This window comes from Legionella steigerwaltii, from assembly GCF_001468065.1.
Taxonomy (GTDB): domain Bacteria; phylum Pseudomonadota; class Gammaproteobacteria; order Legionellales; family Legionellaceae; genus Legionella; species Legionella steigerwaltii.
Genome location: NZ_LNYZ01000005.1, coordinates 25,208 through 50,787 on the forward strand (window position 1 = coordinate 25,208; position 25,580 = coordinate 50,787).

Here is a 25,580-nt window from a genome sequence, read left to right on the forward strand (position 1 = left end):
ATTGTGTTTAATTTCGGAACGATTTAAAATAGATAACCTTTTTAAACATTATTGATTATTAATGAATTTTTTAAAAAATATCTTTTATATTGCGTTAATTTGCATTTCAACAACTTTATACTCTGAAAACATCACGATTACTGATTATCAACGAACCTATATACCTGTTTATACTAAAGATGGGACCCTTTCTATTGCTCTGCGTACATTCAAAAAAAATAATGTTCCTTCATTTTTAATCGTTAATACAACTAACTTAGATACCCGTGTTGTACCAATCACCCAAATTTCTCTTACTGATGGAAAAAATAGTAACCGACTTGGTGATTATGCTCAGTGGCAAATTGCAAGTACAAATTATTATCAATTGCTGCAAAAATACTCGTCAAAACCCTATGTAATGGAAAACTACGGTTTAACGCATGCCAAAAGTAATGTTATAGGCAACATCTTAACTATAGATATGTGTCAGTCTTCTGTACCATTTGAAAAAGAATTTTTTGACCAATTAGCCAGTTTATCTAATAAAAAACCTATTCCTGTGGCTGTATCTATGTCAGGACTGTGGTTATTGATGCATCAAAACGAGTTTCAATACCTACTGGATCTGCAAGCAAAAAATCGATTAGCGATTACTTGGGTCAACCATTCCTTTAGTCATCCTTATTACGATGATTTGCCCTACGCAAATAACTTTCTTTTATCAGAAATGATTAATGAAGAGAGTGAAATCCTGTTAACTGAAAAATATCTCCTAGAACAAAATCAGGTGCCTTCCATTTTCTTTAGATTCCCTGGTCTTATTTCCAATAAAAAATTAATTATGAAAATAAAGAAATATGGCTTGATACCATTAGGTGCTGATGCGTGGATAGCAAAACACCAACCCATTACTCCAGGGGGGATAATATTAGTGCATGGTAATGGCAATGAACATGAGGGGATTACCGAATTAACTCCAAAACTAAAAAAGTTAGAATTCATTCCCATTAATTCAAGTGTATAAGGGGGCATACTAAAGACTTTCATGGATACTTTGACCAGTTTATGGCATTTTTCTTTTATCTCCCTAATCTCTATGTGGCAGGGCTTATTGCCAAAAACAAATCTCCATCTTTAAGTCTAACATATCAGTACATTGGTGGCAGTTTACTTGCTTGTGCTAATGCATTTGTTATTGTGAGTACTTATACTTTTCTAACCCGTTCTTGGTGGCCTGCTATTGTAAAAGTATTAAGCGAATAAGGCTATTCCAAAATAAGGTAGGTCGGGCCAAGGCCCGAGCGCTTGTTGATTAAACTTTTTAAACAGACCTAAGAAGACTTTATTAGTCTTAAATATTAAGAGAAAAACACGCTTCTCAGATAATTTTTCAACTGAATGAAAAATTTTTATCCGCAGTCAAATTATATTTTTTTTCCCTGGCATTTTCTTTTTCCTGAAAAAAATGATGATGCAATTTTTTTTCAAACTGGCTTTTCAAAAAAGAGTGTATGCTTGAAAAGAATGCTTCTGGAACATCAGACTCCATGGAATGATCTGCATTGGGAAACACGATAAATTGATTATCAGGTATCCTGCTCGCCATGAATTCGGAATGTCTTTTATCAGTAATCCAGTCTTCTTCACCGACCAGAATGAGCGTTTTGCATGCTATTTCATGCAAGCGATCCTCATAATTAAATGTTCGTAAAAATCCGCCAAATCCCTGATTCAAAGGTTCATGCGCAAAAATATAATCCGGAGCGGGTCGACTTACCGGAAGATTATGTCTTTTTTTCCAGGAATACATGGAATCCATGACATCAAAAAAATGATCCAGCTCTTCATCGCTTTTAAAATTCCCTTCCCATAATAGCTCACAGGCTTTTTGTTGAGCCAGGGAACCTCTTTTTTCAACATTTAGACGCGCTGACTCAAGATTTCTGAAACTTGGGGAACCTGCTGCCAAAACTAGGCTGGAAACATGTCCCGGATAAGCCAGGGTATATCCTAAGGCACACATTGCTCCATAAGATTTACCCAATAAAACTATTTTTTCTAAATCGAGATGTTTACGAATCTCTTCAATATCCTGAATGTAATTGTCCATGGTATATGATGAGGGCTCCTGTTTATCGCTTAATCCACATCCTCTGGGATCAATAAATACCATATTGCCTGTAGTACAGAGGCATTCATAATCCTTATAATGAGAATGGTTGGCACCAGGGCCGCCAGGAAGCATAAAAACGTAAGGCATTTTGTCGAGATTTTCCTCCTTTTCACAGACTATCCGTATGTGCAATCTAGTTTCTGGTGCATTATCGCGTGTAGGGATATCAATAAATAACTCCTTAACCCACATGTATTTCTCCTAATTCAAAAATAAATTTCTTACATTTCCTCAGCTTTCAGTGCAAGAGTTTCTTAATTTCTGCCTTTGCATTCAGCCAATTCATTGGTAACACCTTTTGCTCCTGGAGTAGTGTTACCAGTCTACCTAGTTTGAACCGTAAGGGGAGAATTTACCACATATCTTCCTTAACTTGACGAAATCTCATAGCTGAAAAATGGTTTTTGCAAGTTCAATTTTTTGCGCAGACAGCTCTTGTGGTTTTGGCATGGTAATAAAATGCCTCATCATTTGGCCACTGAATTTATGATAGCCAGGAGAGGCCATTACATATTTTTGTAAATCCCTAATATCAGGTAATTTTACTTCTAACCCTTTCTCAATCAGCGAAATTATCCGTTCATCCGTATGATGAGGACATAACCCACCAAATTCTGCTTTAATCCTTGAGGTTATGGGCGCTTTAATTTGGTCCCAAATGACCGAGATTCCTTTAAATCGAATGTAATTCAATACTGGCATTACCCTTCTACAATCATCTGCGGTTTGTGGTGAGGCTAAATTTTTTAGATAGTTCATAGCCTCTTCTTCAACAATAGTACGCATTTTAGTGAGTACTTCATCGCTGAGGAGTATCTCTGTTACTGCATCATTAAAAGAGATAAAATCTTTTTTTTCCTGGCTATAAATCAAAATCTCTCCTGACTCAAAATCATAAAACCAGGCATGCAGCTGAAGCTGCTTATTAGAGAGCTTCCTAATGACTGCTGGGTGTGTTTGCAAATTTTCTATTTGCAGCAGAATATTCTCTTTAGTAGTGCAAACCAAAGAATGTTCCGTGTACTCAGGAAATTTTCTTTTAAGCCTTTCTAAGGTGGGTTTTGCATAAATTAACCATGAAGCAACAGCGGGTAATTCTTTCTCCAGATCAGGATCCATTAGTCCTTTCATTGCACCACAATGGGAGTGACCACATACAATTATGTCTTGTACTCCCAATACATCTACCGCATATTCCACTGCAGCTGCTTCTCCAGAGGGTATAGAAGTATAAAATGGCACAAGATTACCTACATTGCGGGTAACGAATAGCTCACCAGGATCTGTATCCGTGATTAAAGAGGGAATCACACGCGAATCAGAACAAGAAAATAAAAGCGCTTTAGGATGCTGCCCTTGTGCTAAGGATTGAAATAATTCCTTCTTTTTTGGAAAATCATTTTTTCTAAAATGAAGCACCCCATCTAATAATTTGCTCGTCAGTAAAGCTTTGCTAGGTACTAAAGAGTGGTTCAATTGTTCAATAGGCAAAAATTGGCTTGTTGATTGATCATGGGCTAGTATTCTGCCCGTTTCAAACTCGTAAATCCAACCATGGATGCTTAGTTTATCTGTTTCAAGCTGCTCAATTACTGCAGGATGTGTTTTTAAATTTTTAATTTGTGTCAGGACATTTTTCTCTGTAGTACATTCTAAAGAATGATTGTGTAAGTCATCCTGTACGTTTAGCATGGATTTTGTTTCTGCTAACCAGGCAGCAACAGCAGGCAAGGTTTCTTCAAGATGAGGAGTATGCAAGCCATTCATGGCGCCACAACGTGAATGACCACATACTACTATTTCTTGTACCCCAAGTACTTTTACAGCAAATTCAATAGCTGCAGCTGTACTTGAAGGATCTGAAGAATACGGGTTAATGATATTACCCACGTTACGTGTAATAAATATATCTCCAGGCCCTGTATGAGTAACAAGAGCTGGAATTATTCGTGAATCGGAACAAGCAAAGAGAAGAGTCGCAGGACGTTGGCCATTTGCCAAAGTTGCGAATAATTCTTTACGTTTTTTATATTCTTGAGTTTGAAAACGCTGTATTCCTTCCATTAGCTTTAGATACATAGTTCCACCCTGAACAATATTAATAACCTTAAAGTATATAACCCAATTTAGGTTTCGTTTCAAAAGGAAGATGGATGTAAATGCCATTTTTTATAGAGACATTCTATACGTGTAATTGGTTTCCAATACTCTTTATTCTTGAAAAAGAACCAGATCTTGCCTAATCACCCCTTAATAAATGATAAAAATAAAATCACCTTGCATCAAGTTAGCTATGAATAAACCCGATCGAATAACGGGAATAAGATGATAATAAAACAATGAATAAATCAAAAAATAAAAATACCTACAAATAGGTCACAGGCTTTAAAAGAGCTTACAAACAAGATTTATTTTAAGTTAAGATATTGATTATTATAAAAATAATAAAGTTATCAACAAGAGATAAAATACATAATAATAAAATAAAATTTAAAAAATAAATTTAATAAAGTTATTAACAGCCAGCATATTTCAAATTAAAAAAAGGAACGTATACAAAAAATAATCAAATGCTAAAATTGACAGTAGAAAAAAAGTTCTCTATCATTGCCAGCCTCATAATTTATTAGCAGGTTCATCATGAAACGTACCTTTCAACCCAGTAATTTAAAACGCAAACGTGATCATGGTTTTCGTGAGCGTATGGCTACTCGTGCAGGTAGATTAGTAATTAAACGTCGTCGTGCTAAAGGCCGTAAACGTTTGACTGCGTAAGTGTTTGCATTTAAAAAAACACAACGATTATTAACAAAAAAAGATTATAATCATGTGTTTGAACAAGCAAAAAAAATAGTAACATCCGAATTTATCGTTCTCTTTAGAGAGAATAATTTAGGTTATGCGCGACTTGGGCTGGCGTTATCAAAAAAAGTGATAGCAAAAGCTCATGACCGAAATCGTATCAAACGGCTGTTAAGAGAAAGCTTTCGACAAAAAGAATTACCTGCAGTCGATGTGGTTTTTTTAGCAAGACAAGGCGTAGCAAAACAAACAAATGCAATTGTAAACGCTAGAATGGGCAAAACATGGAAAAAATTAATCTCATGTTACGAAAAATAGTTTGTTTACCCATCAAACTATATCAATATTTGATTAGCCCCTTGTTAAAGCCAAGTTGCCGATATTACCCAAGTTGTTCACAATATGCTGAAAGCGCTATCCAACAATGCGGCATAACCAAAGGTTTATGGATGGCTTTAAAAAGAGTATTGCGTTGCCACCCATGGTCACGTGGTGGTTACGATCCGGTGCTCCCCAACAACGAGAATCATTGATGGATATACGACGTATTGTTTTATATATTGCGCTTGCGCTAGTTAGTTTATCACTTTGGAATGCCTGGCAAGTTGATTATCCTCCTAAACCTATGCCAACTGAAAATGTGATGAGCCAAGAGAATAATGGGCAGCCATTGTTACCTCAAGTAGCACCATCGAATACGTCAACATCAGCATCAACTCCAACAACTCCAGCTGTTGAACAACCTAAAAACGGTAATGCACCATTAGTTCGCGTTAAAACAGATGTTTTAGATGTGAGTATTGATCTGCAGAATGGAGACGTAGTTTCAGGGAAGCTCCTTGATTATCCTCAAAGCGTAGACGAAAAAAATAAACCCTTTCTTCTTTTACAAAATCAGCCTGGTGAGCGTTATGTTGCTAACAGCAGTCTTGTTGTTCCTTCAGGACAAAATCCCCAAATGCTCAACTTGAACTTCACAACACCACAACAGCAATACGAATTGGCTCCTGATCAGAAGCAATTGGTAGTGACACTTAGCGGTAAAAATGACGAAGGACTCGAAGTAAAAAAAGAACTCATTTTTACTAAAGGAAGTTATCTTATTGATGTAAATTACAAGATTGTTAATAACAGCAATACTGAGTGGACTGGATATTTGAATACTCAGTTGTTACGCAGTTCACCCAAAGAGGACAAGTCAAGTGTATTTCATGTTGGCTCATATACAGGTGCTTCTTATTCAGAACCAGGAAAACATCGTTATCAAAAAGTAAGTTTTAGCGATATGAACAAAGCAAATCTGGATGTGGACAGTAAAGGTGGCTGGATTGCCATGCAGCAACACTATTTTTTAACTGCCTGGATTCCAACTGCTGATACGAATAATAAGTTTTATACTCGCGCTGTGAATAATGATTATACCATTGGTGCTGTAAGCCAACCGATTACACTGAAACCCGAAGAGCAAAAAAATGTCAGTGCCAAATTGTATCTAGGCCCAGAAATCACCAGCGTGTTAAAAAATATTGCTCCATCACTTGATCTTACCGTGGATTATGGAATTCTATGGTTTTTATCATCCCTATTATTTTCGTTGATGAGAGCGATTTATAATTTTGTAGGTAACTGGGGTTGGTCTATCGTTTTAGTTACCGTATTAATTAAATTGGCATTTTATCGTTTATCTGCTGCAAGCTATAAATCAATGGCTGGGATGCGTAAATTACAACCTAAATTACAGGCCTTGCGCGAACGTTATGGTGATGATAAAGCAAAAATCAGCCAGGCTACTATGGAGTTATACAAGCAGGAAAAAGTAAATCCTTTAGGTGGCTGCTTACCTATCGTGATTCAAATTCCAGTCTTTATCGCTCTGTATTGGGTTTTATTGGAAAGTGTTGAGTTAAGACAAGCACCATTTATTTTCTGGATTAAAGATTTGGCCTCAGCCGATCCCTATCATGTATTACCATTGATTATGGGGGCTACGATGCTGATTCAACAAAAATTAAATCCAGCACCTCCTGATCCGATGCAAGCAAAAGTCATGATGTTTTTACCCGTGTTGTTTACAGGCTTGTTTTGGAATTTTCCAGCCGGTTTGGTATTGTATTGGATTGTGAATAATACTTTGTCCATATTGCAGCAATGGTACATTACACGTAAGTACTCTGATGAAAAACCTGCAAAAAAACTTGTTACAGCTAAATAGATGTCTACAGAAACAATAGTAGCTATAGCTACCCCACCTGGAAGAGGTGGGGTAGGAATTATCAGATTATCAGGCTCAAAGGCATATTCCATTGCTGTTTCACTTAATGGAAATAAGACATTACAACCTCGCTTGGCTACTTTTTGTTCCTTCTATTCCTTGTCAGAGAATGAGACATCGCAAACTTTAGATTCTTTAATCGATCAAGGGATCATGATTTATTTCAAAGCGCCCCACTCTTTTACTGGAGAGGATGTTGTTGAAATTCAAGCACATGGATCTCCTGTTGTTCTTGATATGCTAACCAAAGCATGTATTCAACTCGGAGCGCGCTTGGCGCAGCCAGGAGAGTTTTCTGAGCGTGCGTTTTTAAATGATAAAATTGATTTAACTCAAGCTGAAGCAATCGCTGATTTAATTCAAGCCAGTTCGCAAACTGCAGCACGCATGGCTTTAAAATCATTGCAAGGCGAGTTTTCAAATAAAATTAATCAATTAAATGAAAAAATTATCTATTTACGTTTGTATGTAGAGGCGGCAATCGATTTTCCCGAAGAAGAAATTGATTTTCTTAATGACGGTAAAGTAGCTCATTTGTTAGATACTATTTTAACTGAATTAGAGGCGATACGCGCTCAGGCAAATCAAGGCGTGATCTTACGCGAAGGTTTATCCGTGGTGATTGCGGGAAGACCTAATGCCGGCAAATCAACTTTAATCAACTGCTTAGCTGGACGCGATATCGCGATAGTTACCGAAATTGCAGGCACTACACGTGATGTCATGCGTGAACATATTTTACTGGATGATATCCCGCTACACATCATCGATACCGCGGGGCTACGTGAATCGAATGATGTAGTCGAAAAAGAAGGAATTAAAAGAGCGTGGCAAGAGTTAAAGAAAGCGGATTGTGTTTTACTCGTTGTTGATGTGAATGATTTGGAACAGCATTATCATTTAACCAAAGAAATTAAGACTGCGTTACCTCCAGAAGTTCCTATTATTACCGTATTCAATAAAATTGATACCCTGGGACATAATACTCAAATACAAGATCATACCGTCTACATCTCTGCAAAATCAGGAGAAGGAATTGATGGTTTGAAACAATTGATAAAACACGTTGTGGGTTATCAACCGAATGAGGGACACTTTCTTGCCAGAAGACGTCATCTGCAGGCATTAGATGAGGCAAAAAATATACTTTCAACGGGGCAGCAACAATTGGTTGAACACCGTGCTGGAGAATTATTAGCAGAAGATTTACGGCAAGCACATCAACGCTTATGTGAGATTACTGGCGAATTCAGTTCGGATGATTTATTGGGACGTATTTTTTCTAGTTTCTGCATTGGTAAATAAGTTTATTGATCTTGAGAGTACTCAGTGGAAATAAAACGCTTACCAGGACTGTATCGCTTGACAGCGCCTATAATGTGAAGATTGTTTGTTTTTTGTGCTATTCTTATATATAGAGCTTTATATACGAGGTATTCATTATGGCCGATATAGCCGAAGGGGTAGTCAAGCAGATAGCAGACGACTCCTTAGACATAGTAAACGATGGTTTAAATATGATACAAAATCAAAATAATGACCAATCTACTGATGACCAAAACATGGATATGGATGAGCCTTCATCAAGTGATACAAATCTTATGCAGGTAGCCTCAGGTATGCTGTCCGATGGTATAGATGGTGTTTTGCAGAATGTAAGCGGAGGTGGGCAAAGTTCATCACCAGTAGATGACGTAGTAAATGACGTAGAAGATGGTGTGAATATGGGAATGTCATTTATGGGGGGAAACAAGTGAGCTGATTCGATTTAATTCCATATTACTCAGCGTGATACATATTTAATAATTTAACGTACATCCTGTCCCACCAACGATTTCAACATTAATCGCGGTTAATTCGTGTCAATTAACAAAAAATTCAGAATATAAAATGTTAAAAATATCTCTTATTGACTAAAAAACAAATCTAATTGTTGTTTTTATATCTATTTTTATGAATATCAATAGTCATCGAAAGCGCACTCTGAGTATAATTTTTTCAACAAAAAAAAGATCCCATGATCTACTATTTATCATCTCTTTACTTTTTTGAAACATTTTAACTGATTTGAAACATTGTGATAAAAAAACAAACAAAAAAATCTTGTAAAACTAAAAATCAAGTGATACCGTAAACTCCCTGTATATTTTTTGTGAGGTTGCTATGGCTTATTCAAAACAAAATGAGGTGTTTACGTTTACTGACGATAAGTTTCAATTTTTTACGCAACTTCATAATAAAGAATTAGAAAGTTTTAAACAAATTGATGACCGAGCTAGTGGGGTAAGTTATAGCTTTATATTAAAAAATCAAAGAGAACTTGAAGCCGAATTTAACCATTTGTTTTACATACTAAACAAACAAAAAAATGACGATGATGAAAAAAACATCGCATTTTGGAAGTATTGTTACTATTGCAGCTCACTTTTAGAGGCCTTTCATCTGGCGTATTCTCAACATGCTAAAGTAGAAAAAGATAGAGAGAATAAACAGAAGATTATGGATCGTATCTTAAAGAAGGCTAAGCAGGATAAAAAAGATGAAGAAGAATTTATAGAATCTTTAAGAAAGAGCTATATTAATGGTTTTCGTAATTTGTTCACCGCACCTGCACATTTATCACGAATTCGTGATTATGTGGCTTATGTGAATTTATGTCGTGTGTATTGGGTTTTTTGTCGTTTAACCTTAACATCTGGCTTTACTTTAGCAAAAGAGTTGCAACTTCTTGAAAAGTTGGATGCAATTCTAGGGACACATACCGATGCTGATAAAATAATTGATTTTATTAAAGCGCCTAATGGCTTGCTGAATTATTTTAGTGTGGGTTTGTTTTTAATGCGCTTTGCAATCGATTTTGGGTATTTAGTTCAACACACTTGGTTTCCAACAGACTTGGAAAAAAAGGATAAAACTACGGCCCTTGAGCGATTTAAATATGAATTTTATAAACGACATTGTAACTTTGCCAATGACTTAGTATGGGCTACAGTAAATTTTATAACTAATTTTAACCATATTACCAACATCCCAGATCCAACAGCCGGATATATTACCGCAATCTTTTTGGGTTTTGATGTGTGCTTAACTTTGTATAAATGCCACTTAGCAAAACAAGAATATTTATTAAAGAAGGAACAATACGAGACGGAGTTGCGAGAGTACACACTGCATCCAGAAAAGTTTCAAGGTATGGATATAAAGCGGCATAAAGAAATGCTCGAACTGCAACTTAATGAACTGGAAATAAACTGGCAGACAAAAGAAGGAACTTTTTACTTTAATGCGGCAGCAGCTTCTTTATTGATGATTGGATTTAGCGCTTCACTATTATTGACGGGACCAGGAATACCTGTTGCTTGCTTCTTTGTTTGTACTCTTGCAGTAGCTATGTATCTTTCTTCCGATTCGTACTCGAAATTACACGAGAAAAGTTTACGTTTGGATGAAGCTAAAAATACAAGAAAAGATCTTCAATTAGCTCTTAATGAATACGAAGCTGCACGTAATGATTTTATCTTTACGATGATAAAAAATACGGTAATGCCTACCCTTTTAATCGCGACTTTTGCAGTATGTTGGCCTGCAGCTATCGCTTTAACTGTGGTGTATCTAGGTTATGAGATTTATCACGCTCATGATCAGCATAACAGTACAAAAGCTCCATTAGCTTTGGAAGGACCTGGTAATGATAGTCCTATTAAAGAGAGTCAAGAGAAAGAGTACTATGTAGAAGAGATTGACGAGACTGAAATAAACTGTTGTTTTCCATAATTAGTGTAGCCTGGGTGCCGCGTAGCGGAACCCGGGTTACGGCTTTCGCCTTCACCCAGGCTACAATACCCCAAGTTACACTGATCTATTTTTTATCGCTAATGCCTTTTCATACAATTCATTTTTACTGCCATTGCTTAGCTTACACGCAATAGTTACAGCGTGTTTCAGAGGTAACTCACTCAGCAACACCTCAAGTAGTTTTTCATGACTATCCGGCTCAGAAACAGTTGGACGCGGGGGAATAAGCAAAACAAATTCACCTTTTACATGCGCAGGTGCAGCCAAAAGCCAGTTTTTAACTCCCGTAATCGTACTGGTAATAAAGCGTTCAAAAGTTTTGGTTAATTCTTTTGCGAGGACCATTTCACACGATTCGCCAAAAATTTCACTTAGGTCATCTATGCATTCAAGAATGCGATGCGTTGATTCATAAAAAATCAAAGTATGAGGTTCTGCCCGTAACGATTCCAATTTACTTTTCCGCGCCTGCTGTTTCGCTGGGAGAAATCCTAAAAAAAGAAAAGAATCGCAAGGGATACCTGCCGCACAAAGTGCAGTAATTAATGCACACGCTCCAGGAATAGGGACAACATCAATATGATGCTGTCGCGCTAATTTAACTAATAAAAACCCTGGATCGCTAATTAATGGGGTGCCGGCATCACTAATTAAGGCGACAGATTTTCCTGCTAAAAGTTCTTCGATAATGTATTTACTTTTATCATTTTCATTATGGGCATGGAGTGATTCAAGATTTTTTTTTATTCCTAACGAACTGAGCAGTTGTATGGAATGACGCGTGTCTTCCGCTAAAATAAAATCAACTGATTTAAGCACCTCTAATGCCCTAAACGTAATATCCTCACGGTTTCCTATCGGAGTTGCAACAATATAGAGAGTTCCTATGCCTGTTGCTAGTGAGTTAGTCATGGTTTATCCTCTTGCGTTATTGCTTATTCAATTCTAAAAAATATGTTAATAAAATCAATAGACCTCTTTCGAAACTCTACTGCAAAGGAGACCTGCTTCGTCGATACGGTGCTCGAATCCTCATGTACTGATGTGTACATTCCGGTTCTGCGCTCCGTGTCTTCTTGCATTTCTCTCTTTGCAGCGAGTTTCAAAAGAGGCCTAATAAAAATTCGCGCATTTTTTTTACTGACATCAACCTTTTTTCTTTGTCAATGCACCACAGCAGTTAATTCGCCAGAATTAGCCACGCCTGCTCCAGTAAATGTGCCAAAAGTGGAGAAGAAAAAAATAGCGAGTCCTTATGCCAAACCTACGGCAAGTTACCTGACACAGGCCAAAAATCAAGAAGGCAGTGAAAAGCAACAATCGCTACTCCTTGCAGCAGGACGTTTGATTTCAGAAGGTCAATGGCGACAAGGTGCTGCTATTTTAGCACAGACTTCTGACTTAACACCGACACTTATGGATCAAAAAAATCTTTTATTAGCGCAAATTGATCTCATTCGCGATCGTCCTAAAATGGCATTGAGCAAATTAACCAGTATTACCGAACGTGATGAATTTGTTCCATACCAAAAGATTCAATTTCATGAGCTCTTAGCGCAAGCTTATCGTGGTACAGATAAACCTCTGGAGTCGATCGAAGAGCGTATAAAACTAGAATCATTGTTAACCGATGAAGAGAACCAAGCCAATAATCGACGTACCCTTTGGTTAACTTTAACTCATGTTCCTCAAGCTGAATTAAACTCTTTAGCAGCTAAAGCATCTGATCAATCTGTTTTACAAGGTTGGCTCCAGCTCGCACTAATCTCACGTAAGTATCGTGATAATCCAAAGTCTTTGCTTGCAGCCTTAGATCAGTGGCAATCTCATTTTACTAATCATCCTGCAAATCATATTTTGCCCAATCCATTGGATTCAATTGCCAATAAAATGCGCAGCCAGCCAAAACAAGTTGCTCTATTGCTTCCCTTAAGTGGCGCGTTACAGGGGCCAGGAGCCGCAGTACGTGATGGATTTATGGCTGCATATAAGAGCAATAACAGCAATACACCCATGCAGGTGAAAACCTATGATACCAGCAAAGGTGATGTTGCTTCTTTATATCAAAATGCGATCAATGAAGGCGCCGATTATGTTGTGGGGCCATTAACAAAATCACAAGTAGCAGTAGTTGCAGCATTAGAACACCCCGTTCCTACCTTGTTATTAAATGATGCGGATACCAATATCCAGGAAAATTCTTATTTATTCGGACTTTCGCCTGTAAATGAAGCGATCCAGGTCGCGATCAGAGCAAAAAATAAGGGGTATAGCCGCGCATTGATTATTGCACCTGGAAATGACTGGGGCAAAGAAGTAACTAAAGCGTTTACTCAACAATGGCAAAAAAGTGGTGGGCGTGTTGTTGATACTTTTTTATATGGTGCAAAGGATGATTTAAATAAAAAAATGAAAGATTTTCTGCAAATCAGCAACAGCCAGCAACGCGAGAAAAATATACGAGAGTTATTAGGACAAAAAATCCAACCAGTGATTAGCCGTAGACAAGACTTTGATATGATATTTCTATTAGCCTATCCATCCAAAGCGCGGCAAATTATGCCTTTGCTCAATTACTATTATGCAGGAGATGTTCCGGTATATGCTACTGCAAGCGTTTACGGTGGTAGTGCTAACCCATTGAAAGATAAGGATCTTGATGGAATTATTTTCTGCGATATTCCTTGGGTTTTCGCGCACCAGGCAGGTACACGCAATTGGCCAGAACAATTTAACAGTTATAATCGATTGTATGCTTTAGGAATGGACAGTTATACTTTGGCTACCCAATTGAACCAACTGATGTTATTCCCAGCAGATCAATCGCGCAATGGAGAGGGTATTTTGTATCTCAAACCATCACAACAGGTTGCACGCGTATTGGAGTGGGGACAGTTCAAACAAGGATTGGTTCATTCTTTAGGTGAGACGGTGTAATTGATAACACAACAGAAAGGACGCATTGCTGAAGAAAAAGCTTTGGCATATTTAAAAAAGCAAGGACTTAAATTCATTACGCAAAATTACAGTTGTCGTTTGGGCGAAATTGATTTAATTATGCGCGACAAGGACCAGCTGGTTTTTATAGAGGTTCGTTCGCGAGTATCTACACAGTTTGGTGGGGGAATTGCTAGTGTTACTTACACTAAAAGACAAAAAATACTTAAGACAGCGACATATTATATGCTGGAACATCAAAAGTATGACCAATTTGCCCTACGTTTTGATGTACTAAGTATTGATGGAAAATCAGCGACCATTAACTGGATAAAAGATGCGTTTGGCGCAGATTATTGATTAATTATTAATTCAATGTAGCCTGGGTGAAGCGAAGCGGAACCCGGGAATTTTTATAAGAACAGAAAACCCGGGTTCCGCTTCGCTTCACCCAGGCTACAAAAAATATGAAGTAGAGGTTTGAATATGATGGTACAAATGGAAGAACGAGTAAGGCATTTGTTTGGTATGAGCATAGAAACCAAAATAGCGCTTGCTGATTCTTTATCTGATTCAATTGCCAAGGCTGGGCAACGTTTAGTGAATTGTTTGCTTGCAGATGGAAAAATATTATTGTGCGGGAACGGGGGCTCCAGTGCCAATTGCATGCATTTTGCCAGTGCCATGCTGAATCAATTTGAAGTAGAAAGGCCCTCTCTCCCCGTAATTAATTTGAGTACTGACTCAACCAGCTTAAGTTCTTCCGCTAATGATAATCATTACAGCCAAGTTTTTGCACGACAAATTCAGGCGCTAGGACAAGAAAATGATGTATTGCTTTTATTAACCACTTCAGGTAATTCAGACAGTATGTTGCACGCTCTTCATGCTGCAAATGAACGAGGAATGGATACTATTGCTTTAAGCGGACGTGATGGAGGTGTGCTCGCAAATCATTTAGGCCCTGAGGATATTGAACTTCGTGTTGCATCAGATAGTTCAGCGCGAATTAGAGAAATGCACTTGTTCATCTTACATTGTTTTTGTGATTTAATTGACCAATCATTGTTTGGTCAAGTTTTGGGGTGAAAAATGAGTTTCAAATTAAAATCGATGGCTTTTCTTTTAGTGACGACTCTGTTGACAGGATGTGTTGCTGCCGTAGTAACTGGTGCAGTTGCAGGAATGGTTTATGATCGGCGTGGTGTAATCACCATGGAAGCAGATGCGCGATTATTTCATGTAATTCATAAAGCAATAGTAACAAACCACCAGTTTAGTGATTCACGAGTTCTCGTGACGAGTTTTAATCGTGTTGTATTGCTTGTAGGACAAACCCCTACATCATCTTTACGTGATTTGGCTGAAAAAATTGCACGAGGAACACCGGGCGTTCAACGCATTTACAATGAAATATCGGTTGGATATCCCATACCGCTTACCGCTCGCTCTAAAGACAGTTTGATTACCAGCCAGGTTCGCACCAGATTGTTGGCTAAAAAAGGACTCGAGTCGGGCTCCATTCGTATTGTGACCGAAAATCAAGTAGTTTATCTCATGGGTATCGTTAACGATCAACAAGCAGCACTTGCTGTTGATGCAGCACGGCGAGTTAATGGTGTGAGTAAAGTGGTTAAAACTTTTCAGTATATTCGTTAAATAATATGTTAAAACAAGGATGTTTTGCTGTACTACTTACTTGCGCTCTATTGTGTTTGTCTGGCTGCATGGGCAGCTTATGGACAGGCGCCTCTATGGTTTACGACAGACACGACGTGTATAAAAAATTGGATGACTACAAGTTATTCCTCAAAGTGAACAATGCGATAACCGTTGATAATACATTTAAAAATAATAATTGTGTTATTGATATCGCTATTTTCAATGGTGATGTTTTATTGGCTGGCCATGTCCCTACTCCTGAACTGCAAGCCGAATTACAACGACGATTGGCTACAGTAAAAGGTTACAGACGTCTATTTAATCAAGTAAGAGTAAGTGTTTCGGCCTCAAATTCGATGCAAGACAGCTGGATCACCGCGAAGATTCGTAGTCAAATTTTCGCTGATGGTTCTATTGATCCGAACGCGTTTAAGGTAGTGACCTCAGATCGAGTTGTTTATTTAATGGGTGATGTGCATCAAGAGCAAGCCGAAAAAGTAATTAATATGGCAAGACAAACAAGTGATGTTGCTCGTGTGGTAAAAATTCTGAAATATTTTACTTATGAAAGTAGCTCGGTTGGTTAATCCTAAAAAAAGCAATTGATGTAAAGGAGATGCATACAACTGCTTTTTCTAGGACGCTTTTTTTATTAATGGAAATGCCCTTTGTCAGGTCGTTTACGTATTTTCCTCAATTTAAACTGACGTAACAATCCCGTAGAACCAGCTAATTCTTCCTCTTCTTCCAAACCATTAGGTTGATTGCATGGGTGGGATCTACAGTGTTGTCGATATTCTAGATGATGTTTATTATGTTTATGATGTAACCCATCGCTATAACGAGCGAGCATTTTTTGCTGCAGACTGGCTGCAGTATGTTGGATCTTATCAGGCATGTTCTTTCCTTTTGCGAGGTTAATAGCACTACTTATTACCTGAGTCGCGATAATAAGTTCCACACTTTAATTATAGACGCTAAAATCTAGTATAAGCGGCATCACTACGGGATAAATACAAACAAATAAGGGAGAAAATGATGAATTATTTGCATACGATGGTACGAATTTCCAATTTAGATGAATCACTCGATTTTTATTGCAATAAATTAGGGCTGGTTGAAGTGAAACGCTCCGACCATGAAAATGGCCGATATACTTTAATATTTCTTGCATCACCGGATGATTTTGAGCACGCAAAACATGCAAATGCGCCCCTGCTAGAGCTTACCTATAACTGGGATCCAGAAAATTATCCAGAGGGCCGCAATTTTGGTCATTTAGCATATCGAGTGGATGATATCTATGCGACGTGTGAACGATTAAAAAAGGCAGGGGTAGTAATTAACAGGCCTCCTCGAGATGGTCATATGGCATTTATTCGCTCACCAGATAATATCTCCATCGAATTGCTGCAAAAAGGTGAGCCTTTACCTATCCAGGAACCTTGGGCATCAGCACCTAATACTGGTCATTGGTAATAAAGAATCATGCATGTATAAAATATGGCATTGATTATTCATACTGATTGCTTTATAATTCGCGCGGTGAAACTTAGGTGAATATGTGAACAAACAGCTAAGTAAGCGCGGTATTGTGCGGCTATGGTGCCTACAATCATGCGTTACATTGATTTTTGCAGCTTTATGTGCACTAGTATATGGTACTAATGCAGGAAGTTCAGCATTGCTTGGTGGTATAGTTTGTATTGTTCCTAATGCGTATTTTGCAAGCAAACTGTTTAAGTATCAAGGTGCTCGTTCAGCCAAGCAGATCGTAAATAGTTTCTATAAAGGCGAAGCGTTTAAGATAGTTATATCCATATTCCTGTTCACTGCGGTGTTTTTATTATTTAAAATTACGCCGTTAGCGTTTTTTGCATCATACATTATGATACAGATGACGCATTGGTTTACCCCGTTGATTATTGTAAATAAACAGAATAGGCCCGAAAGTGACTGAAATGGTATCTAGCACAAACTACATCAAGCATCATTTAACGTACCTTACTTACAACGTTAGTGATATGAAATTGGGTTCGGGTGGTTTCTGGACACTGAACCTCGACACTCTGTTTTTCTCAATCGTTTTAGGAATCTTTGTTTGTGGACTGATGTATTTTGGTGCACGCAGGGTTACAACAGGAATTCCCGGAAAGTTACAGAATTTTGCCGAAATTATGCTGCAATTTGCTGATAATCAGGTAAAAGATTGCTTCCACGGCAAAAATAATTTGATTGGCCCGCTCGCACTTACAATATTTTTATGGGTTTTCCTGATGAATTTCATGGATATATTGCCCGTGGATATATTACCCGCCATCGCGCAGACGGGTGGTATTCACTACCTTAAAGTAGTACCAACTAACGATTTGAACTTAACTTTTGGTTTATCAATTTCTGTATTCATTCTTATTATTTTTTACAGTATTAAGATAAAAGGAACCAAAAAATTCATAAAAGAGCTTACCTTACAGCCTTTTAATCATCCTGGATTCATACCTTTTAACCTGTTGCTTGAAGTGGTTGGTCTTGTTGCTAAACCCATTTCATTGGCACTGCGGTTATTTGGAAACTTATATGCAGGCGAATTGATATTCATATTAATCGCTCTGTTAACCTTAAATGCTGCAACATCATCAACACTGGGTACGGCGACTTTAGGCTCAGCACAATTTATTTTGGCGCTGGCTTGGTCGATATTCCACATATTGGTAATTACATTGCAAGCATTTATTTTCATGGTGCTAACGATTGTTTACTTGAGTTTAGCACACGAAGATCATTAACCGATTTAATTTTCATCCATTGTAAAGGGGATAAATATGCAAGCCGCTAGTTTAATAGCACAAGTTCAAAGTATGACCGTTGTTGCGGTTGCCTTGTTAATTGGTTTGGGTGCATTGGGCACTGCGATAGGATTTGGTTTGCTTGGTGGCAAATTCCTTGAAGGCTCAGCTCGTCAACCAGAAATGGTTCCAATGTTACAAGTAAAAATGTTCATCGTTGCAGGTTTGTTAGACGCCGTAACCATGATTGGAGTGGGTATCGCATTATTCTTTACTTTCGCAAACCCTTTCCTAAGCAACCTGGGTTCTTGATAACACATGATCGGGGCGCATAGCGCCCTAATTGTTACAGGAGATTAAACGGTGGAAATTAATTTAACATTAATTGTACAAATGCTCGTTTTTGCAGCTTTTGTTTTGTTTACTATGAAATTGGTATGGCCTCCATTGGCAAAAGCTATGGAAGAACGACAAGACAAGATTGCTGATGGTTTAGCTGCTGCTGAACGTGGTCGAAAAGAATTAGAATTAGCACAACATCGCGTAAAAGATGAATTAAAGCAAGCCAAAATTCAATCTGTTGATATCATTGATAAAGCAAATAAGCGTGCTGCGCAAATTATTGAAGAAGCAAAAGAATTAGCGAAACATGAAGCGCAAATGCAAGTGAAATTGGCACAGGAGCAATTACAGCAACAAATCAATCATGCAAAAGATGCGTTGCGCAAACAAGTTGCAACCTTAGCTATAACAGGAGCTGAGAAGATTTTGATGCGCGAAGTAGATGCTAAGGCAAATACTGCATTGTTAGATAACTTGATAGAAGAGATTTAAAATGTCTGATAGTACCACCATAGCCAGACCCTACGCCAAAGCAACTTTTGAATATGCTTTAGGGGAAAAGAAATTAGCTGAGTGGTCAGCACATTTGAGAAATCTTGCGCAAGCTGTGCTGATGCCAGAAGCTGAGCAATTTATTGCTAATCCGGCAACAACTGTAGAACAACATATCCAGTTGTTGCAAGCAGCAATGGGTGCAAAATCAAATGAAAACAAGCCATTAAACAATTTAATCACGTTACTGGCTACCAATAAAAGATTGATGTTGCTGCCTGATATTTATGCACTCTACGAAGTACATCGTGCAGAGCAAGAAAAAACCTTGACTGTTGATGTAAGCAGTTACTCAGATTTATCGAGTGCACAACAACAACGATTAATCGAATCATTAAGTCAGCGCTTACAGCGTAAGGTCTCGTTAAAAATTAGTATTGATCCTTCCTTGCTTGGTGGAGCAATAATTCGGGCGGGCGATTTAGTTATAGATGGTTCAGTTCGTGGCAAGCTTAATAAGCTTGGTACTGAATTGGCCGCATAATTTAGAGGATAGTTTCCATGTCAGAACAAGTAGCATTAAATCCTTCTGAAATAAGTGAATTAATCAGAAAGAAAATTGAACACTTTAGCGTAGTATCTGAAGCACGAAATGAAGGTACTATTGTTAGCTTAAAAGACGGTGTTGTGAGCTTACATGGCCTTGAAGATGTAATGGCTGGTGAAATGATTGAATTTCCAGGCGGCGTTTTTGGTTTGGCTCTTAACCTTGAAAGAGATTCAGTGGGCGCGGTTGTTCTTGGTGAATATTCTTCTTTAGCTGAAGGTCAAAAAGGTAAATGTACTGGACGTATTCTTGAGGTTCCTGTAGGTAAAGGGCTTTTAGGCCGAGTTGTTGATGCCTTAGGTAATCCTATTGATGGTAAAGGACCAATTGACGCTGCAGGCATGTCACCCATTGAGAAAGTAGCTCCTGGCGTTATTGCACGTAAATCAGTAGATCAGCCCGTGCAAACAGGATTAAAAGCGATTGATGCGATGATTCCAGTTGGACGTGGACAGCGTGAGCTTATCATTGGTGACCGTCAAACAGGAAAAACTGCGATTGCTATTGATGCAATCATTAATCAGAAAGGTACTGGTGTTAAGTGTATATACGTTGCAGTAGGACAAAAAGCTTCTTCTGTTGCAGCAATAGTTCGTAAGCTTGAAGAGCACGGTGCTTTAGAGCACACCATCGTTGTCGTAGCGGGTGCGTCTGATTCTGCCGCATTGCAATTTATTGCCCCCTATGCTGGATGTACTATGGGTGAATACTTCATGGAACATGGCGAAGATGCATTGATTGTTTATGATGATCTAACCAAACAAGCATGGGCATATCGACAAATATCATTATTATTAAGAAGACCTCCAGGTCGTGAAGCATATCCTGGAGATATTTTCTATTTACATTCACGCTTATTAGAAAGAGCGGCACGAATCAATGCAGATGAAGTAGAGAAGTTGACTAAGGGCGCAGTAAAAGGCAAAACAGGTTCATTAACCGCATTACCAATTATTGAAACCCAGGCTGGTGACGTATCTGCATTCGTACCAACTAACGTTATTTCTATTACAGACGGTCAGATTTTCCTTGATGTTGATTTGTTTAACTCAGGTGTTCGTCCTGCAATTAACTCAGGTCTTTCTGTATCTCGTGTGGGTGGTGCTGCACAAACAAAAATCATGAAAAAATTAGGTGGTGGTACCCGTTTAGCACTCGCTCAATTCCGAGAGTTAGAAGCGTTCTCTCAATTTGCTTCGGATCTTGATGACGCGACTCGTAAACAATTAGAGCGCGGGCAACGAATCACTGAACTCATGAAACAAAAACAGTACTCTCCATTATCTGTTGCAGAAATGGGTACAGCATTGTTTGTGGTTGAAAAAGGTTATTTGGATGATGTACCTGTCAATGAAGTTGCGGCATTTGAAGCGTCATTACACGACTATATGCGCAGCTCTCATCCTGATCTGTTGCAACTGATCAATGAAGCAGGTGCTTACGATAATGATATTGAAGCAAAATTGAAAAAAGCTGTAGAAGACTTTAAGCGTACAGCAAGTTGGTAAGTATCTATTCACCATGATTTCCAAATCATGGTGAATAGACAGATTTGAGCAATTTAAGGCGAAGTTATTATGGCTGGAGCAAAAGAAATCCGTTCGAAAATTTCGAGTATTAACAAAACTCGAAAGATAACTCGTGCAATGGAAATGGTGGCAGCAAGCAAGATGCGTAAAACTCAAGAAAGGATGCGTGCATCTAAACCGTATGCTAGTAAAATCTACAGCGTAGTAAAGCACATTGCTCGCGCGCACTCAGAGTACAGACATCCATTTATGAGCCATCGTGAGATTAATCGTATTGGTCTTATCGTTGTTACTACAGATCGTGGTTTATGTGGTGGTTTAAACGTAAACCTGCTACGTGAAACAGTACGTACTATCCGTCACTGGAAGGAACAAGGTAAAGAGGTTGATCTTGCAGTCATTGGTCGTAAGGGACAAGCATTTTTTAAGCGTGTTGGCAGTAATGTTCTTGGCTCTGTAGATCATCTTGGTGATACACCAGGTATTAATGACATTATTGGTATTGTTAAAGTGATGCTTGATGCGTTTAACAATGGCACCATCGATGCGCTGCATGTGGTATACAACGAATTTGTTAACACCATGACGCAAAAACCTGTGGTGAAACAATTACTACCATTGCCAAAATCAGAAGAAGACAGCAAGACAATGGGGCATCATTGGGACTACATTTACGAACCTGATGCTAAAGAATTGCTGGATAATCTTTTAGAACGTTTTATCGAATTGCAGATTTACCAAGCAGTAGTTGAAAATATTGCTTGTGAACAAGCGGCGAAAATGATTGCAATGAAAAATGCAACAGATAATGCCGGTGATTTGATTAAAGAATTTCAATTGGCTTATAACAAAGCTCGACAAGCTGCAATTACGCAAGAATTGGCAGAAATTGTCGGTGGCGCAGCCGCTTTATAAGAGGGTATAAAATGAGCTTAGGAACTGTAGTAGAAATTATTGGCGCGGTTGTGGATGTGGAATTCCCCCGTGAGAATGTCCCTAAAATCAATGATGCATTAAAACTTGTTGATGGTGATTTGGTTTTTGAAGTACAGCAACAACTTGGTGATGGCGTAGTACGTACTATTGCTATGGGAACAACGGAAGGACTTAAGCGTGGTTTAAGCGCTGAAAATACAGGCAATCCTATTCAAGTGCCTGTTGGAAAGAAAACTTTGGGTCGAATTATGGATGTTCTTGGTCGTCCTGTTGATGATGCGGGTCCAATCGGCGCAGAAGAGCATTGGTCAATTCATCGTAAGCCACCAAGTTACGAAGAACAAGCAGGCAGCCAAGAGTTGCTTGAGACTGGTATTAAAGTAATTGACTTGCTTTGTCCTTTTGCTAAAGGAGGTAAAGTAGGTTTGTTCGGTGGTGCCGGTGTAGGTAAGACCGTTAACATGATGGAATTAATTCGAAACATCGCGATTGAGCACAGCGGATACTCAGTATTTGCCGGTGTGGGTGAACGTACTCGTGAAGGAAATGACTTCTATCATGAAATGAAAGACTCCAATGTATTGGATAAAGTATCATTGGTTTATGGCCAAATGAATGAGCCACCAGGTAACCGTTTACGTGTTGCATTAACTGGTTTGACTATGGCTGAGAAATTCCGCGATGAAGGCCGGGATGTTTTATTGTTTGTTGACAACATCTATCGTTATACCTTAGCAGGGGTTGAAGTATCTGCGTTGTTGGGCCGTATGCCTTCAGCTGTAGGATATCAACCAACATTGGCTGAAGAAATGGGTATGTTGCAAGAACGTATTACTTCGACCAAAACAGGTTCTATTACTTCAATTCAAGCAGTATACGTACCCGCTGACGACTTAACTGACCCATCTCCAGCAACTACGTTTGCTCACTTGGATGCTACAGTTGTATTGTCTCGACAAATTGCTGAATTGGGTATTTATCCTGCAGTAGATCCTTTAGATTCAACGTCTCGACAATTGGATCCACTCATTGTAGGACAAGAACATTACGATACAGCTCGTCGTGTACAACAAACCTTACAACGTTATAAAGAATTAAAAGATATTATTGCGATTCTTGGTATGGACGAATTATCTGAAGAAGATAAACGTGTTGTTACCCGTGCGCGTAAAATTCAAAGATTCTTGTCACAACCATTCTTCGTTGCTGAAGTCTTTACTGGTTCTCCAGGAAAATACGTATCATTAAAAGATACAATTAAAGGCTTCCAAGGTATTCTTGCTGGTGAGTATGATGATTTACCTGAGCAAGCATTTTATATGGTTGGTAGCATTGAGGAAGCAGTTGCTAAAGCTAAGACCTTATGAGGTAAGCAAATATGACTAGAACAACGCACTTAGATATTGTTAGTGCCGAACATGAAATATTCTCCGGTGTAGTCGAAATGGTTGTTGCAACCGGAGAATTAGGTGAAGTAGGCATTACAGCAGGCCATGCGCCATTGCTTACCGTTCTAAAACCAGGCGAAGTACGAGTTACTTTGCCTGGTGGCCACCAAGAAATTTACTACGTTCAAGGTGGAATGCTGGAAGTTCAACCGAACAGTGTTACTGTTCTTGCCGATGTGGTGGAGCGCGCTGATCATCTTGATGAGTCCGCTGCACTTGCAGCGAAAGCCCAGGCCGAAGCGGCAATGGCCGGTAAGGGCGGTGAAATGGATTATTCGGTTGCTGCTGCAGAACTCGCTCGCGCTGTTGCACAGATTCGTGCGATTCAAAAAGTAAGAAAAAATATCAAATAATAATCTATTACCTAAGTAATGCAGTGATTTCATGATTTGTCTCCTGATGGTGAATTAACAGGAGACAACATTTATTCTAGAGTAAGTGTTCACTCAACGGCGTCAACTTAAGCAACATCAAGAATGTGTAGCCTGATTGCTTGTGAAAGGGATTAGACATTGAATCACTCCTCCTTGATTGCAGCAGCCAGGCTACATAAAGCTTCGAGAACTAAATTTAAATTTATTCTTGAAAATCAATGGGCTAATGATAGACTAGATAACTTATGGAATTTCCAAATAATTTTAAGGACGATAAATGAAGTGGCAGTATTACTCAAAACTCTCGGTAGCTATTGGATTTTCACTCATTAGTTTTTCCTCATTGTCAGCTCAGACTATCTATGGTTTACACCAGGCTAGGCAATTTAGAAGTAATACTTCTAGTGATTTTTATATTCAATTAGCGAGTTATAAAAATAAATCCTATGCTTTGCGCGCAAAATCACAAATACAAAGGAAATCAAATTATCCGGTTTTGTTAAAGGAAAAAAATGGTTATTACCAAATTTTGCTTGGCCCTTTCCACTCTACAACCGAAGTGAGAGCTGCCGCTCAAGAGTTTGGCGTTACTACACCAATGCAGCGAGTGAGTCAAAACACACCCACTACTAAAGCGAAAATAACTCGTCCTTCTGCGCCTGTGGTTCAAAATTCAGCTCCCGTTGCAGTAACAAAAAAAGATCCTGTCGTTCCTGTTTATAAAGATAAGGATGGGGTTCTGCCAGCAAATCATTGGTTTATTGGTGTGGGAGGAGGATGGATGGATCCTTTTGGAACTGATGCCACTAATTTTGCTTCTTCAGGGATGCCTGGCTTTCCGGATGATCGCTATGTCACCAATAGTTCAGACAGTACAGGGCAAATTTCTGGTTTTGTCGGTTATCAATGGCGACGAGCAGCTCTTTGGTTCCCTGCAACCAGTTTAAGTTTTGAATACACCTATACCTTCCCTATTCACATCAATGGCGTAATATTCGTTAATGATCTGCCCGATGCTAAAAATTTCACTTATAAATACGATATTACACAGCAATTGCCCATGGCTAAACTTAAATTGGATTTATATCAGTGGAAACAATTCATGCCTTATATTTCAGGTGGTGTAGGTGTTGCACTGAATCGTGTTTCCGATTATTCCGATAGCCCCATTCCCGGAGCTACGGTAATGGAGCGACGTTTTGGCTTTTCTTCCACAACAACCACACAATTTGCTGGTTCTTTTGGTGCAGGGCTGGACTACTGGTTTAATTACAACGCTCAAATCAGTGTCGGGTATGAATTGGCTTATTATGGAAAAGCCAGGACTGGTGATGGTCAAGGCACATTGAGTGATAATCATCTTGAAAACAATCTTAATTCGAATGGAGTCGTTGTAAAGGGAACATATTTCTTTAATTAATTACAGATTGAATGTTCAGGATT

At 38.5% G+C, this 25,580-nt stretch carries 29 protein-coding genes; 25 read left to right on the plus strand and 4 right to left on the minus strand.

From position 1 onward, the window contains the following. Nucleotides 1-61: 61 nt before the first annotated feature. Nucleotides 62-1,006, plus strand: coding sequence for a polysaccharide deacetylase family protein (locus Lstg_RS03435; protein ID WP_058476274.1), 945 nt, complete (start codon nucleotides 62-64; stop codon nucleotides 1,004-1,006). Nucleotides 1,007-1,047: 41 nt separating this feature from the next. Then, nucleotides 1,048-1,245 (plus strand): hypothetical protein, encoded by a 198-nt coding sequence (locus Lstg_RS03440; RefSeq protein WP_058476275.1) that lies wholly within the window; start codon nucleotides 1,048-1,050, stop codon nucleotides 1,243-1,245. Between the two features lie 127 nt (nucleotides 1,246-1,372). Here the strand turns inward: Lstg_RS03440 and Lstg_RS03445 are convergent, their stop codons facing one another. Then, a complete protein-coding gene (locus Lstg_RS03445) occupies nucleotides 1,373-2,347 on the minus strand; it encodes an alpha/beta fold hydrolase (RefSeq protein WP_058476276.1) in 975 nt (324 codons plus the stop codon). Nucleotides 2,348-2,539: 192 nt separating this feature from the next. Continuing rightward, nucleotides 2,540-4,234, minus strand: a complete 1,695-nt coding sequence (locus tag Lstg_RS03450) for a carbonic anhydrase (protein ID WP_058476277.1) — start codon at nucleotides 4,232-4,234, stop codon at nucleotides 2,540-2,542. 561 nt (nucleotides 4,235-4,795) lie between these two features. Between Lstg_RS03450 and rpmH the strand changes: the two genes are divergently transcribed. The 7 genes from rpmH to Lstg_RS03480 all read left to right on the plus strand — a co-directional run bounded on the left by rpmH (nucleotide 4,796) and on the right by Lstg_RS03480 (nucleotide 11,003). Continuing rightward, complete coding sequence (rpmH, locus tag Lstg_RS03455; RefSeq protein ID WP_019232681.1) at nucleotides 4,796-4,930, plus strand: 50S ribosomal protein L34; 135 nt, start codon at nucleotides 4,796-4,798, stop codon at nucleotides 4,928-4,930. Then, nucleotides 4,931-5,275 carry a ribonuclease P protein component gene (gene rnpA / locus Lstg_RS03460; protein WP_058476278.1) on the plus strand — a complete coding sequence of 115 codons (345 nt, stop codon included), beginning with the start codon at nucleotides 4,931-4,933 and terminating at the stop codon, nucleotides 5,273-5,275. Further along, the gene (gene yidD, locus Lstg_RS17485; RefSeq protein WP_082650793.1) at nucleotides 5,242-5,490 is read left to right on the plus strand and encodes a membrane protein insertion efficiency factor YidD; all 249 of its coding nucleotides are present in this window, start codon (nucleotides 5,242-5,244) and stop codon (nucleotides 5,488-5,490) included. Before rnpA ends, yidD begins: the two co-directional genes overlap by 34 nt. Then, the gene (gene yidC / locus Lstg_RS03465) at nucleotides 5,490-7,169 is read left to right on the plus strand and encodes a membrane protein insertase YidC (protein ID WP_058476433.1); all 1,680 of its coding nucleotides are present in this window, start codon (nucleotides 5,490-5,492) and stop codon (nucleotides 7,167-7,169) included. The genes yidD and yidC overlap by 1 nt, the downstream gene beginning before the upstream one ends. Next, nucleotides 7,170-8,534 (plus strand): tRNA uridine-5-carboxymethylaminomethyl(34) synthesis GTPase MnmE, encoded by a 1,365-nt coding sequence (gene mnmE / locus Lstg_RS03470; protein ID WP_058476279.1) that lies wholly within the window; start codon nucleotides 7,170-7,172, stop codon nucleotides 8,532-8,534. A gap of 137 nt (nucleotides 8,535-8,671) precedes the next feature. Continuing rightward, nucleotides 8,672-8,986 (plus strand): hypothetical protein, encoded by a 315-nt coding sequence (locus tag Lstg_RS03475; protein WP_058476280.1) that lies wholly within the window; start codon nucleotides 8,672-8,674, stop codon nucleotides 8,984-8,986. Nucleotides 8,987-9,392: 406 nt separating this feature from the next. Further along, nucleotides 9,393-11,003 (plus strand): hypothetical protein, encoded by a 1,611-nt coding sequence (locus Lstg_RS03480; RefSeq protein ID WP_058476281.1) that lies wholly within the window; start codon nucleotides 9,393-9,395, stop codon nucleotides 11,001-11,003. Nucleotides 11,004-11,078: 75 nt separating this feature from the next. Here the strand turns inward: Lstg_RS03480 and rsmI are convergent, their stop codons facing one another. Next, the gene (rsmI, locus tag Lstg_RS03485; protein WP_058476282.1) at nucleotides 11,079-11,936 is read right to left on the minus strand and encodes a 16S rRNA (cytidine(1402)-2'-O)-methyltransferase; all 858 of its coding nucleotides are present in this window, start codon (nucleotides 11,934-11,936) and stop codon (nucleotides 11,079-11,081) included. 156 nt (nucleotides 11,937-12,092) lie between these two features. On the opposite strand from rsmI, the gene Lstg_RS03490 reads away from it, so the two are divergent. From Lstg_RS03490 to Lstg_RS03510, 5 genes are all read left to right on the plus strand, one after another. After that, nucleotides 12,093-13,961: a penicillin-binding protein activator gene (locus tag Lstg_RS03490; protein ID WP_338011240.1), complete on the plus strand. Its 1,869-nt coding sequence runs from the start codon at nucleotides 12,093-12,095 to the stop codon at nucleotides 13,959-13,961. Between the two features lie 3 nt (nucleotides 13,962-13,964). Beyond that, on the plus strand, nucleotides 13,965-14,321 hold the full coding sequence (locus Lstg_RS03495; protein ID WP_058476435.1) for a YraN family protein: 357 nt from the start codon (nucleotides 13,965-13,967) through the stop codon (nucleotides 14,319-14,321). A gap of 129 nt (nucleotides 14,322-14,450) precedes the next feature. Next, a complete protein-coding gene (locus Lstg_RS03500; RefSeq protein WP_058476436.1) occupies nucleotides 14,451-15,050 on the plus strand; it encodes a D-sedoheptulose-7-phosphate isomerase in 600 nt (199 codons plus the stop codon). Between the two features lie 3 nt (nucleotides 15,051-15,053). Next, nucleotides 15,054-15,620: a BON domain-containing protein gene (locus tag Lstg_RS03505; RefSeq protein ID WP_058476283.1), complete on the plus strand. Its 567-nt coding sequence runs from the start codon at nucleotides 15,054-15,056 to the stop codon at nucleotides 15,618-15,620. Nucleotides 15,621-15,625: 5 nt separating this feature from the next. Beyond that, the gene (locus tag Lstg_RS03510) at nucleotides 15,626-16,210 is read left to right on the plus strand and encodes a BON domain-containing protein (RefSeq protein WP_058476284.1); all 585 of its coding nucleotides are present in this window, start codon (nucleotides 15,626-15,628) and stop codon (nucleotides 16,208-16,210) included. A gap of 65 nt (nucleotides 16,211-16,275) precedes the next feature. Here the strand turns inward: Lstg_RS03510 and Lstg_RS03515 are convergent, their stop codons facing one another. Then, entirely contained in the window at nucleotides 16,276-16,521 is a 246-nt protein-coding gene (locus Lstg_RS03515) for a hypothetical protein (RefSeq protein ID WP_058476285.1), read from the minus strand. Nucleotides 16,522-16,661: 140 nt separating this feature from the next. Between Lstg_RS03515 and Lstg_RS03520 the strand changes: the two genes are divergently transcribed. The 11 genes from Lstg_RS03520 (at nucleotide 16,662) to Lstg_RS03570 (ending at nucleotide 25,557) form a co-directional block, all read left to right on the plus strand. Continuing rightward, complete coding sequence (locus Lstg_RS03520; protein WP_058476286.1) at nucleotides 16,662-17,102, plus strand: VOC family protein; 441 nt, start codon at nucleotides 16,662-16,664, stop codon at nucleotides 17,100-17,102. 85 nt (nucleotides 17,103-17,187) lie between these two features. Next, nucleotides 17,188-17,583 carry a F0F1 ATP synthase subunit I gene (locus Lstg_RS03525; RefSeq protein ID WP_058476287.1) on the plus strand — a complete coding sequence of 132 codons (396 nt, stop codon included), beginning with the start codon at nucleotides 17,188-17,190 and terminating at the stop codon, nucleotides 17,581-17,583. Nucleotide 17,584: 1 nt separating this feature from the next. After that, nucleotides 17,585-18,409, plus strand: a complete 825-nt coding sequence (gene atpB / locus Lstg_RS03530; protein ID WP_058476288.1) for a F0F1 ATP synthase subunit A — start codon at nucleotides 17,585-17,587, stop codon at nucleotides 18,407-18,409. A gap of 36 nt (nucleotides 18,410-18,445) precedes the next feature. Beyond that, the gene (atpE, locus tag Lstg_RS03535; RefSeq protein ID WP_006869493.1) at nucleotides 18,446-18,721 is read left to right on the plus strand and encodes a F0F1 ATP synthase subunit C; all 276 of its coding nucleotides are present in this window, start codon (nucleotides 18,446-18,448) and stop codon (nucleotides 18,719-18,721) included. 51 nt (nucleotides 18,722-18,772) lie between these two features. Further along, entirely contained in the window at nucleotides 18,773-19,243 is a 471-nt protein-coding gene (locus Lstg_RS03540) for a F0F1 ATP synthase subunit B (protein WP_058476289.1), read from the plus strand. 1 nt (nucleotide 19,244) lies between these two features. Further along, nucleotides 19,245-19,787: a F0F1 ATP synthase subunit delta gene (locus tag Lstg_RS03545; RefSeq protein ID WP_058476290.1), complete on the plus strand. Its 543-nt coding sequence runs from the start codon at nucleotides 19,245-19,247 to the stop codon at nucleotides 19,785-19,787. 17 nt (nucleotides 19,788-19,804) lie between these two features. Beyond that, on the plus strand, nucleotides 19,805-21,358 hold the full coding sequence (gene atpA, locus Lstg_RS03550; protein ID WP_058476291.1) for a F0F1 ATP synthase subunit alpha: 1,554 nt from the start codon (nucleotides 19,805-19,807) through the stop codon (nucleotides 21,356-21,358). 69 nt (nucleotides 21,359-21,427) lie between these two features. After that, nucleotides 21,428-22,294, plus strand: a complete 867-nt coding sequence (gene atpG / locus Lstg_RS03555; protein ID WP_058476292.1) for a F0F1 ATP synthase subunit gamma — start codon at nucleotides 21,428-21,430, stop codon at nucleotides 22,292-22,294. Nucleotides 22,295-22,305: 11 nt separating this feature from the next. After that, nucleotides 22,306-23,682 (plus strand): F0F1 ATP synthase subunit beta, encoded by a 1,377-nt coding sequence (gene atpD / locus Lstg_RS03560; RefSeq protein WP_058476293.1) that lies wholly within the window; start codon nucleotides 22,306-22,308, stop codon nucleotides 23,680-23,682. A gap of 11 nt (nucleotides 23,683-23,693) precedes the next feature. Next, nucleotides 23,694-24,116 carry a F0F1 ATP synthase subunit epsilon gene (locus tag Lstg_RS03565; protein WP_058476294.1) on the plus strand — a complete coding sequence of 141 codons (423 nt, stop codon included), beginning with the start codon at nucleotides 23,694-23,696 and terminating at the stop codon, nucleotides 24,114-24,116. Between the two features lie 298 nt (nucleotides 24,117-24,414). Continuing rightward, nucleotides 24,415-25,557: an SPOR domain-containing protein gene (locus Lstg_RS03570; protein ID WP_058476295.1), complete on the plus strand. Its 1,143-nt coding sequence runs from the start codon at nucleotides 24,415-24,417 to the stop codon at nucleotides 25,555-25,557. The last annotated feature ends 23 nt before the right edge of the window (nucleotides 25,558-25,580 follow it).

What these genes read in the sequence shown, in the direction of transcription:
- Lstg_RS03435 (WP_058476274.1), top strand. Translation starts at nt 62, where the DNA reads ATGAATTTTTTAAAAAATATCTTTTATATTGCGTTAATTTGCATTTCA.
- Lstg_RS03440 (WP_058476275.1), top strand. Translation starts at nt 1,048, where the DNA reads ATGGCATTTTTCTTTTATCTCCCTAATCTCTATGTGGCAGGGCTTATT.
- Lstg_RS03445 (WP_058476276.1), bottom strand. Translation starts at nt 2,347, where the DNA reads ATGTGGGTTAAGGAGTTATTTATTGATATCCCTACACGCGATAATGCA.
- Lstg_RS03450 (WP_058476277.1), bottom strand. Translation starts at nt 4,234, where the DNA reads ATGTATCTAAAGCTAATGGAAGGAATACAGCGTTTTCAAACTCAAGAA.
- rpmH (WP_019232681.1), top strand. Translation starts at nt 4,796, where the DNA reads ATGAAACGTACCTTTCAACCCAGTAATTTAAAACGCAAACGTGATCAT.
- yidD (WP_082650793.1), top strand. Translation starts at nt 5,242, where the DNA reads ATGGAAAAAATTAATCTCATGTTACGAAAAATAGTTTGTTTACCCATC.
- yidC (WP_058476433.1), top strand. Translation starts at nt 5,490, where the DNA reads ATGGATATACGACGTATTGTTTTATATATTGCGCTTGCGCTAGTTAGT.
- mnmE (WP_058476279.1), top strand. Translation starts at nt 7,170, where the DNA reads ATGTCTACAGAAACAATAGTAGCTATAGCTACCCCACCTGGAAGAGGT.
- Lstg_RS03475 (WP_058476280.1), top strand. Translation starts at nt 8,672, where the DNA reads ATGGCCGATATAGCCGAAGGGGTAGTCAAGCAGATAGCAGACGACTCC.
- Lstg_RS03480 (WP_058476281.1), top strand. Translation starts at nt 9,393, where the DNA reads ATGGCTTATTCAAAACAAAATGAGGTGTTTACGTTTACTGACGATAAG.
- rsmI (WP_058476282.1), bottom strand. Translation starts at nt 11,936, where the DNA reads ATGACTAACTCACTAGCAACAGGCATAGGAACTCTCTATATTGTTGCA.
- Lstg_RS03500 (WP_058476436.1), top strand. Translation starts at nt 14,451, where the DNA reads ATGGTACAAATGGAAGAACGAGTAAGGCATTTGTTTGGTATGAGCATA.
- Lstg_RS03505 (WP_058476283.1), top strand. Translation starts at nt 15,054, where the DNA reads ATGAGTTTCAAATTAAAATCGATGGCTTTTCTTTTAGTGACGACTCTG.
- Lstg_RS03510 (WP_058476284.1), top strand. Translation starts at nt 15,626, where the DNA reads ATGTTAAAACAAGGATGTTTTGCTGTACTACTTACTTGCGCTCTATTG.
- Lstg_RS03515 (WP_058476285.1), bottom strand. Translation starts at nt 16,521, where the DNA reads ATGCCTGATAAGATCCAACATACTGCAGCCAGTCTGCAGCAAAAAATG.
- Lstg_RS03520 (WP_058476286.1), top strand. Translation starts at nt 16,662, where the DNA reads ATGAATTATTTGCATACGATGGTACGAATTTCCAATTTAGATGAATCA.
- atpB (WP_058476288.1), top strand. Translation starts at nt 17,585, where the DNA reads ATGGTATCTAGCACAAACTACATCAAGCATCATTTAACGTACCTTACT.
- atpE (WP_006869493.1), top strand. Translation starts at nt 18,446, where the DNA reads ATGCAAGCCGCTAGTTTAATAGCACAAGTTCAAAGTATGACCGTTGTT.
- Lstg_RS03545 (WP_058476290.1), top strand. Translation starts at nt 19,245, where the DNA reads ATGTCTGATAGTACCACCATAGCCAGACCCTACGCCAAAGCAACTTTT.
- atpA (WP_058476291.1), top strand. Translation starts at nt 19,805, where the DNA reads ATGTCAGAACAAGTAGCATTAAATCCTTCTGAAATAAGTGAATTAATC.
- atpG (WP_058476292.1), top strand. Translation starts at nt 21,428, where the DNA reads ATGGCTGGAGCAAAAGAAATCCGTTCGAAAATTTCGAGTATTAACAAA.
- atpD (WP_058476293.1), top strand. Translation starts at nt 22,306, where the DNA reads ATGAGCTTAGGAACTGTAGTAGAAATTATTGGCGCGGTTGTGGATGTG.
- Lstg_RS03565 (WP_058476294.1), top strand. Translation starts at nt 23,694, where the DNA reads ATGACTAGAACAACGCACTTAGATATTGTTAGTGCCGAACATGAAATA.
- Lstg_RS03570 (WP_058476295.1), top strand. Translation starts at nt 24,415, where the DNA reads ATGAAGTGGCAGTATTACTCAAAACTCTCGGTAGCTATTGGATTTTCA.